A 9,465-nucleotide genomic window follows, 5' to 3' on the forward strand; every position below is an offset into this window, starting at 1 on the left:
CCAACCGGCAGACTTTCAAGAATGACAGACATTTCGTGCAAAACCCCTAGTTTCTTCGGTTGCTGTGATCTTCCAGGCTGGAGTCTCACCATTAGCGCAAATGGCGGGAGACTTACTTCCCCAGCTTTGCCCCGCCCAACAGCAGAAGCAACAGCGCCTTCTGCGCGTGCATGCGGTTTTCCGCCTGGTCAAAAACCACGGACTGCGGTCCATCGAGCACCGCGTCCGTCACTTCAGCATTGCGATGCGCGGGCAGGCAATGCATGAATACCGCGTGCGGCGCAGCGTGCGCCAGCAACGCCTCATTCACCTGATACGGTTTGAAGATCGGAGCGCGTTTTGTCGCTTCATGCTCGAAACCCATGCTGGTGCAGACGTCCGTATACACAGCGTCAGCGCCGTTGACTGCGACAACTGGATCGTTGATAACAGTGATGTCGCTGCCGGTGATATTGCCGATGGCGCGGGCCTGCGCTACGATGTCCGCCTTCGGCGCGTAGTTCTTCGGAGTTCCGATCGTGCAATGCGCGCCCACCTGCGCAGCTGTCAGCATAAGCGAGTGGCAGACGTTATTGCCGTCGCCGACATAGGTAAACCGCAGCCCTTTTAATGTGCCGAAGCGCTCTTGAATCGTCATAAAGTCGGCCAGTGCCTGGCATGGATGTTCGAGATCGCTCAGCGCATTGATAACCGGAACGCTGGCGTATTGCGCCATCTCTGTAATGGTTTCGTGCGCATAGGTACGCAGCACAATGACGGAGACCCAGCGTTCGAGGTTACGTGCTATGTCCGCCAGCGATTCGCGCTCGCCCAATGGCGACTGCGTCTGGTCGACAAAAATTGCATTGCCGCCAAGCGTATTAATGGCCGTCTCGAAGGTCAGGCGGGTGCGCAGCGATGACTTCTCGAAAAACATGACCATCTGTTTTGCATCGAGAGCATGGCGATATTTTCCAGGATCAGACTTTACGTCGTGCGCCAGATCGAGAATCGCGGCCACTTCCGCGGGCGTGAGATCGGCGATGGAACAGAGATCCCGTCCTGCGAGTGCTTCGCCCAGGCCAGCTTCCTGTTCCAGAACCGCAAATGCTTTGCTAGCCAATGTGTGTTCCTCCTTCAGTCTGAGCGTGCTCGCCCGCAGTAGCGGGACTGTGCTCAGTAAAAATTGCGTCAAGAGCAGCAATGGCTTCATCGACATGCTGCTTTCCGAGAATGTATGGCGGCAAGAAGCGCAGTACCGTTTCACTGGTGCGGTTGATAAGGATGCGCCGCTTCATCATTTCCGCCAGGGCCGTTTTTGCCAACTCCGCCGAATCAAGCTCCGCCGCCAGCATCAGCCCGAGACCGCGCACTTCCGTGATGGCGGAGTGCTTCTGCTTCAGTTGATCAAGCTTTTGGCGGAAGTAGTTGCCGATTTCATTGACGTGATCGAGTACATGTTCTTTCTCCATCGCGTCGAAAACAGCCATCGCCACGGCGCATGCCAGCGGCCCCCCGCCAAAGGTGGTGCCGTGCATACCGGGATGAATCGCCTGCGCCGCGTCTTCCGTGCAAAGCATCGCGCCAAGCGGCAGGCCGCCGGCAATCGGCTTGGCCAGCGTCGTCACATCAGGCTGCACATCGTAATGCTGGTAAGCGAACCACTTGCCGGTGCGACCCAGGCCCGACTGAATTTCATCGGCGATCAGCAATGCGCCAGTAGACTGCGTCAACTGCCGCGCGGCCTGAATAAATTCGCGCGATACAGGGCGAATGCCGCCTTCACCCTGCACAGCTTCCAGCAACACGGCGCAAGAGTCGCTGGAAAATTTCGCCTTTAAGTCAGAGACATCGTTAAAGCGGACAAACTCAACGTCCGGCATCACCGGCGCAAACGGCTCGCGGTATTTCTCTTTGTGCGTGGCCGCTACTGAACCCATCGTGCGGCCATGGAAGCTGTGTTCCAGCGCCAGAACTTTCGTGCCCAGCACCTTGCCTTCACTGCGCCTCATGCCTGCATGAGCACGCGCCAGCTTAAGTGCGGCCTCAATGGCTTCCGTTCCGCTGTTACAGAAAAAGGCACGGTCCATACCGCTTGCTTCCGTCAGACGCAACGCCAGTTCGGCCTGCCCTTCGTGGAAGAAGAGGTTAGATATATGGATCAGCTTCCTGCTCTGTTCGTCAATGGCCATCTCAATCGCAGGGTGGCCATATCCCAGGGCATTGACGCCGATGCCGCTCAACAGGTCGAGATAGCGCCCGCCGTTTTCATCGATGAGGTGAACGCCTTCTCCGCGAACAAACAGAATCGGGTATCGCTCATAGGTTGTAAGCAGCAGTTTCGCTTCCGCTGCTTTGATTGCATCCAGCCTCATTCCCATATCTCCTATGCAACCATCACTTCAGTGCCGTGGGTGACGCGCGTGCTGCAAAGATCGGGCAGCACACCAGCAACCTCCGCCGGCAGAATTCGCACTCGCTTGACGCCTTGCAGCAAAGCTTCGCGGCAGGCGCTGAGTTTCGGCAGCATCCCGCCGCTGATCACGGCGTCTTTGGTCAGCGCCGCAATCTTGTCAACGCTGAGCCAGCGCATCACTTCGCCATCGGCCCCGCGGACACCGGGCACGTCCGTCAAAAAGACCAACGCGTCGGCCTTGCAGGCACCCGCGCAGGCCGCAGCCATCTCGTCGGCGTTAATGTTGTAGTACTCGCCGTCGAATCCCAGCGCGAGGCTCGAAAGTACAGGGACAGCGCCCATCTTCCAAATGGCCTCAAGCCAGCGAGTGTCGGATGCGACAATTTCGCCCACGAAACCAAGATCAGGAGCCGTTCTCTTCTTGCGCGCGCGAAAAATGAGGCCATCGCCGCCGCACAGACCAACTGCAGCCTGTCCATGCGCGCCAAGCGATGCGACAAGAGATTTATTCACGCGTCCGCTTAGAACCATCAGGGCGGCGTCACGCGTTTCGGCATCTGTCACGCGCAGTCCCGCAACAAACTCGCTCTGTTTGCCAAGCTGCTTAAGGGTCTTCGTCAGCTGTACGCCGCCGCCATGCACCAGCGCCACCTGATTGCCGTCTTTCACCAACTCGGCAACGGCTTTGGCGCAGATCTCGCGCATTTCCGAATTTTCCAGGGCGGCCCCGCCTAGTTTCACCACATATTTCATGCCAGGCCCTCCGATTCGCTCCATCTATACATCACGTTCAGGTTCTGCACCGCCTGTCCGGCAGCGCCCTTCAGCAGATTGTCCAGGCAGGACACAATGACGCATCGTCGGCCGTCGGCGGCGAGATGGAAGCCGATGTCGCAGTAATTGGTGCGCACAGAGTACTGGATCTGCGGGAGCTGTCCGGCAGGGAAGAGCCTGACCATTGGGCTGTTTTCGTAAAACTTGCGATAACAGGTTTCGATTTCCGTCACCTGCTTCGGTTCCTTGAATGACAGATAGATGGTTGAGAAAATCCCTCGCGGAATCGGCAACAAGTGCGGCGTAAAGATGAACTGCCGCGATTGAAGCCCCAGTTGCTCCAGCATTTCGCCTGTGTGCCGATGGCCGAAAACGCCGTAGGCCGAGAGATTGTCCGCCGCATACATAAAATGCGTTTTGGCTGAAGGCGCTTTTCCCGCGCCGGAAACTCCTGACTTTGAATCGCTGACAATACCGCGGTCGAGATCAACCCAGCCGGACGCAAGCAAAGGCTTAATCGCCAGAATCACCGAAGTTGGATAACAGCCCGGATTGGCAACCAGTTCAGCATCCTTGATTTCCTCGCGATACAGTTCAGGCATTCCGTAAACGCTCTTTGCCTGTACTGATACTGCCGTCGCAGAACCCTCATCCTCAAATTTGTAAACTGCGCGGTTTTGCGCTTCGCTCAACCGCCATGCGCCGCTCAGGTCAATGACACGTAGACCGCGCTCGATCGCTTCCGGAACCATCTCGCGCGATTGCTCATGCGGCGTCGCGAGGAAAAGCACGTCCACGCCGCGATCCTTGAGTAGGTCCCAGGAGAATGCCTCGACATGCAGTGAGCGCGAGCCATTGTTGTCCAACAGATGCGGATGCAACTCCGTCAGAGGAGTCGCGTGCCCGGCAGTCTCAGCGCGCCGCAGAAACAGCGGCGTTACGCTCTCAAGCTGCGGATGGCGGAGCAGTAGACGCGCAAGCTCCATTCCGGCATAGCCAGACACTCCCATCACCGCTGTTTGCACTTTCTTCTTCATCAGCCAATCATCTCTTCAAGGCGGGCGCGCAGTTGTGACGCGCGTTTTAAATCAGGGCAGATAATCAGCACCGTGTCATCTCCGGCAAGCGTGCCGACAACCTCGGGCCAGTCTTCGTGGTCAATGCCGAGAGCTACCGCCTGCGCGCCACCCGCCGTAGTAATCAGCACAAGCTGGTTCAGCGCCTGGTTTACTTTCAGACCAAAATTGTTCAGCACATCCTGAATCGAAGGCAGCTCTTCTTCATGGCGTCCATTGCCGTTGCCGCTGGGCAGAGCGTAGCCGCTCGGCCCTTTATAGAGGCGAAGCTCGTGGATATCGCGCGAGACTGTGGCCTGGGTTACGTCGAAGCCGCGCCGAATCAGCTTGCGGCGCAGCTCATCCTGATTGGAAATGGCGGCATTCGCCACCAGCTCGCGGATCGCATTGTGTCTCTCTGTTTTGCTCAACTGAAAAACGCGGCAAGAAAAGTGCCGTGCCTCGCTTTGCATAAAAATACAATCTCATTGTATAAATATGCATATCGTTGCTGTCAAGCTTTCGCATAAAAGATTTTTCTTTCGCGCATAAATAAAACTGCGGAAGCGGCCTCATTTATGTGCCGCTCAATGATTTCAGTGAAATTTTCTGGTGATTGCCAGTGGAAAGAATCGTATAGTTACCTATGGGCTACATAACTTTTTTTGATTCGCCGGTGCCACCGGGGCGTAAAAGTGTCTCTGTCGCTCCAGCCCAACGTTCTCTTATAGATTCTCGCTTTGAACATGAATCCTGCGGGGTCGGATTCGTTGCGACCCTTACCAACCAGCCCTCATACGACATTCTCGCCAAAGCCCTTACTGCGCTTGCCCGTCTGGCGCATCGCGGCGCGGTTGCTGCGGATGGCAAATCCAGTGACGGCGTCGGTATTTGTACAGCGATTCCGCGCGAATTCCTGCTTGCTTCAACTGGAATCACCCTTGAGTCCGATGCTCCATTTGCCGTCGGCGTAGTTTTCTTTCCGCCCGACGTGCCTGAATCACATACAGAACTAGAGGAGGCGCTCGCGCACCAGAATTGCGACGTGCTCGCATGGCGCGAAGTGCCAACGCATCCGGAAATTCTTGGCGAAATTGCATTGTCGACCATGCCGGTGATCCGCCATGTTCTCATCACGTCGAAAGACGCCGACCATCTGAACCGCCGCCTCTATCTTGCGCGCAAGGAATTTGAGCGCAGCGGTGCGCCTGGTTACGTCTGCTCGCTCTCATCGACAACGATGATCTACAAGAGCATGTGCGCTGGTCGTCTCCTGCCTGAGTTTTACCCCGATCTTTCCAATCCGCAATTCGTCACGCCATTCGCCGTATTTCATCAGCGCTACGCCACCAACGTGGCCCCCTCGTGGGACCGCGCGCAGCCGTTCCGGATGCTCGCGCACAATGGGGAGATCAACACCGTGTGGGGCAACCGCGCGCGCATTGACGCCCGCTCCGCCACGCTTCCGGAGGATCTGAAGCCCATTTTCTCGCCTGACGGCTCGGACTCAACCAGCCTTGATGAAGTACTTGAGCTGCTCGCCAATAATGGACGCACCATTGCTGAATCTGTGCGTCTGCTGTTGCCTCCCGCTGAGGATAAGGGCAACTCCGCTTTCTTCACCTATAACGAAGATTGCCTTGAACCATGGGACGGGCCTGCGGCCATCTCCTTTACTGATGGGCGATTTGTCGGCGCAGCGCTCGACCGTAACGGCCTGCGGCCTTGTCGATTCTTCGTGACTGAAGATGATCTCGTCGTCGTCGGCTCCGAAGCTGGCCTGGTTGATCTTGATCCGGAAAAAGTCATCCACAGCGGACGTCTCGGTCCCGGCGAAATGCTCGTCGCCGACATCCAGAAGCACAAGCTCTACGAAAACGATGAGCTGTTACAAATCTTCGATGATGCCGCGCCTCAATATGAGAGCCTGCTCGAAGAAACCACGCTCGATCCGCATACTCCCGTAGCGCCGATGGATTCCGCCGATCTGCTGCGCCTTCAGCTTGGTTTTGGCTATACGCGCGAAGACGTGCGCATGATTCTGCAGCCGATGGCAAGCGACGGCAAAGATGCCGTCTGGTCGATGGGCGATGATACGCCGCTGGTCCCGCTGGCGCGAACGCCGCGTCCGGTCTATGCCTATTTCCGCCAGCGATTCGCCCAGGTCACGAACCCGCCCATCGATTCGCTGCGCGAAGCAATCGTCATCCAGCTACACACACGTCTCGGCCCCTGGCCCAGCCTGCTGAATAAGAAAGCAGCCCTCCCCGGACTTTCACTATCGTCACCGTTTCTGTCACTGGGACAGGTAGAGGCTCTGCGCACGCGCCAGCACGGACTCACTGATGAGTTGCCTCTAGCCGTTCTCGACTGCGTCTTTAACCCGGCCTGCAATCTGCTCACCGCGGTTGAAGATCTCTGCGCGAAGGCCATCGATCTCGTGCGGGGCGGTGCGGCAATTTTGCTGCTCACCGACCGCAGCTGCAATCAGCAGTCGATTCCCATTCCCATGGCGGTGGCAACCGGCGCAGTGCACCACGCGCTGATTCGCGCCGGTGAGCGCACCCGCGCTGGTCTGGCCGTCGAAGCCGGCGATTGCCGCGACCTGCACCACAGCGCGGTGCTCCTCGGCATGGGCGCGGGCGCGGTCTGCCCGTGGCTCGCGCTTGAAACCGCGCGTTCCCAGAATGCAGAAAAAGGCGAAGAGAATCTACTGCACGCTTTCGACGCTGGCCTCGCGAAGATCATGTCCAAGATGGGCATCTCTGTTGTGGACAGCTACCGCGGCGCGCATCTCTTCGACTCCATCGGCCTCAATGATGAAGTAGTCGAGAAGTGCTTCTTCGGAACGCCCGCTCCGCTCGGTGGCGTGGGTTTCGCTGAACTCGAAAGGCCACTCCGCGCCTTGTGGACAACCAGCTTCAATAACGGCGACGATCCCACCGCAGGCGACGCGCCTGTTACCACCGCGACGGCGGTCAAAGACCTGCCGGATTACGGTTGGGTGCGCTTCCGCAAGACTGACAAGGCCGAGCCGCACGGCTGGCAGCCGCAGACCGTGCGTTTGCTTCAGACCGTCTCAGGCTCGGCGCGCAACGCCGCCGCAGTCGTGGAACCGGGGCAGGCATGGACCGCCTTCTCTAGCATCGCTGTCGAGAAAGAACCAACCGTACTCCGTGATCTACTGGAGTTCCGTCCGGCGGGCGACCCACTGCCCGTCGAGCAGGTCGAGCCATCCGAGAACTATTACAAGCGCTTCATCGCCAGCGCCATGTCTCTTGGTTCGCTCAGCCCCGAAGCGCATCAGACCATCACTGCTGCGATGAACATGCTCGGCGGGCGCTCCAACACAGGAGAGGGCGGGGAAGACCGCGCCGTCTACGATCCGACAGGTGAACTACCGCTCAACGGCGTCAACGTTCCTGCGCATCTGCTTAACAACAAGGTGAAGCAGGTGGCGTCGGCCCGCTTCGGCGTCACAGCGGAATACCTGATGAACGCTGAGGAAATCGAAATCAAGATCGCGCAAGGTTCAAAGCCCGGCGAAGGCGGACAGCTTCCCGCCCACAAAGTCACCGAGCTGATTGCGCGCCTCCGCCATGCACAGCCGGGAATTCAGCTCATCAGCCCGCCACCGCACCATGACATCTACTCGATTGAAGACCTCGCGCAGCTTATCCATGACGTGCGTCGCGTCAATCCGAAGGCTGCGATTGGCGTAAAGCTGGTCTCCGAAATGGGCGTGGGAACCGTGGCAGCAGGCGTCGCCAAGGCATACGCAGACTATATTGTCATCGCGGGTCACAGCGGCGGCACAGGCGCGTCGCCTCTCTCCAGCATTAAGTATGCGGGCAATCCGTGGGAGCTTGGACTGGCGGAAACGCAGCAGGTGCTCATCCAGAACGGGCTACGCGGACGTGTCCGTCTCCGTACTGACGGCGGCCTGCGCACAGCGCGCGATGTCGTCTTTGCCGCCATGCTCGGCGCCGACGAATTCGCTATGGGCACCGCCGTGCTCGTCTCGCTCGGCTGCGATATGGCGCGACAATGCCATCTCAATACCTGTCCTACGGGCATCGCCACGCAGCGTCCGGATCTGCGGGCAAAGTTCCGCGGACGGCCTGAGCATGTGGTGAAGTTCTTCGAGGAACTGGCGCGCGATATTCAGGCGCTGCTGGCGACGCTCGGTCTGCCTTCACTCGAAGCTGCCATAGGACGCACCGACCTGCTCGATCAGGTGCGCGAGGTTGGCGGACTCGACCTGAAGCCGTTGCTGGCTGCTTCAACTGCAGGCGTTGTCAGTTGGCAGGGAAAGCGCAATCTGCGTCCGGAAGAACATGCGCCCATCGACGATGCGTGGGTTTCGCCCGCCATCGCCGCGTATAAGGCCGGCGTTCCGTTCGAACTCGAAGCCAATATTACCAACGAAGACCGCACCCTGGGCGCGCGTCTTTCTGGTGAACTGGCTTTGCTTCAGGACTACGGCGTTGCCCCGCAGGCCCCGATTGACATTCGCATGAAAGGTGTTGCCGGGCAGTCGTTCGGCGCCTTCGCTGCTCCCGGCATGACGCTTGAGCTCGAAGGCCTGGCCAACGACTTTGTTGGCAAGGGCCTCTGCGGTGGTGAGCTTATTCTTCGCGGACAGGGCCGCGCCGCGCGTGAAAGTGAGCGCCATGTGATTTTGGGCAATGTTGCGCTCTACGGCGCTACCAGCGGCTCTCTGTTTGCCGCAGGACGCGCAGGCGAGCGTTTTGCGGTCCGGAACTCAGGCGCGGTTGCAGTCGTCGAAGGCGTGGGTGACCACGGCTGCGAGTACATGACAGGCGGTCTCGTCGCTGTGCTCGGCGATACCGGCATCAACTTCGGCGCGGGCATGACCGGAGGCACTGCGTGGGTCTTCGACGAGGAAGACAAGTTCCTAAGCGAAGCCCGCTACCACCGCGGCTTTCTCCACGCTGAAGGCTGCGACGCACTGGATGCCGAAGCCCAGGCTGCCATTCGCAACCTGATCGCGCTGCACGCCAGCAAAACAGGCAGCACACGCGCCAAATGGCTGCTGTCTGAATGGGACACGCTGGGCGAGCGCTTCATCCGCCTCACGCCAAAACCTCAAGCGTGATCGATCTAACGTCTCTTGTGATTCAAGAGCTTTGCAAATAAAAGCCCCGATCCTTTCGGGGCTTTTTCATTTTCTATCAATCAACCAACGTATTGAAGTTGGAGCCTCTTGGCTCCGTTCCC

General features: G+C 58.6%; 6 protein-coding genes. 1 reads left to right on the forward strand and 5 read right to left on the reverse strand.

Annotated elements, in window-relative coordinates; translation table 11 throughout:
- Positions 1–112: 112 nt before the first annotated feature.
- Genes argF through VEV40_RS16600 form a run of 5 tightly spaced genes read right to left on the reverse strand, consistent with a single transcriptional unit; the run spans position 113 to position 4,697 of the window.
- Positions 113–1,102, reverse strand: a complete 990-nt coding sequence (gene argF / locus VEV40_RS16580) for an ornithine carbamoyltransferase (protein WP_324833926.1) — start codon at positions 1,100–1,102, stop codon at positions 113–115.
- Positions 1,095–2,354, reverse strand: a complete 1,260-nt coding sequence (locus VEV40_RS16585) for an aspartate aminotransferase family protein (RefSeq protein WP_324833927.1) — start codon at positions 2,352–2,354, stop codon at positions 1,095–1,097. The genes argF and VEV40_RS16585 overlap by 8 nt, the downstream gene beginning before the upstream one ends.
- An 11-nt stretch (positions 2,355–2,365) precedes the next feature.
- Positions 2,366–3,148, reverse strand: coding sequence for an acetylglutamate kinase (gene argB / locus VEV40_RS16590; protein ID WP_324833928.1), 783 nt, complete (start codon positions 3,146–3,148; stop codon positions 2,366–2,368).
- On the reverse strand, positions 3,145–4,206 hold the full coding sequence (gene argC / locus VEV40_RS16595; RefSeq protein ID WP_324833929.1) for an N-acetyl-gamma-glutamyl-phosphate reductase: 1,062 nt from the start codon (positions 4,204–4,206) through the stop codon (positions 3,145–3,147). Before argC ends, argB begins: the two co-directional genes overlap by 4 nt.
- Positions 4,206–4,697 (reverse strand): ArgR family transcriptional regulator, encoded by a 492-nt coding sequence (locus tag VEV40_RS16600; RefSeq protein WP_324833930.1) that lies wholly within the window; start codon positions 4,695–4,697, stop codon positions 4,206–4,208. Before VEV40_RS16600 ends, argC begins: the two co-directional genes overlap by 1 nt.
- Positions 4,698–4,870: 173 nt before the next feature.
- Here VEV40_RS16600 and gltB point away from each other — a divergent pair, with 173 nt between their 5' ends.
- Positions 4,871–9,343: a glutamate synthase large subunit gene (gene gltB, locus VEV40_RS16605; protein WP_324833932.1), complete on the forward strand. Its 4,473-nt coding sequence runs from the start codon at positions 4,871–4,873 to the stop codon at positions 9,341–9,343.
- The last annotated feature ends 122 nt before the right edge of the window (positions 9,344–9,465 follow it).

The sequence above is a fragment of the Alloacidobacterium sp. genome (genome assembly GCF_035631355.1).
GTDB lineage: Bacteria > Acidobacteriota > Terriglobia > Terriglobales > Acidobacteriaceae > Alloacidobacterium.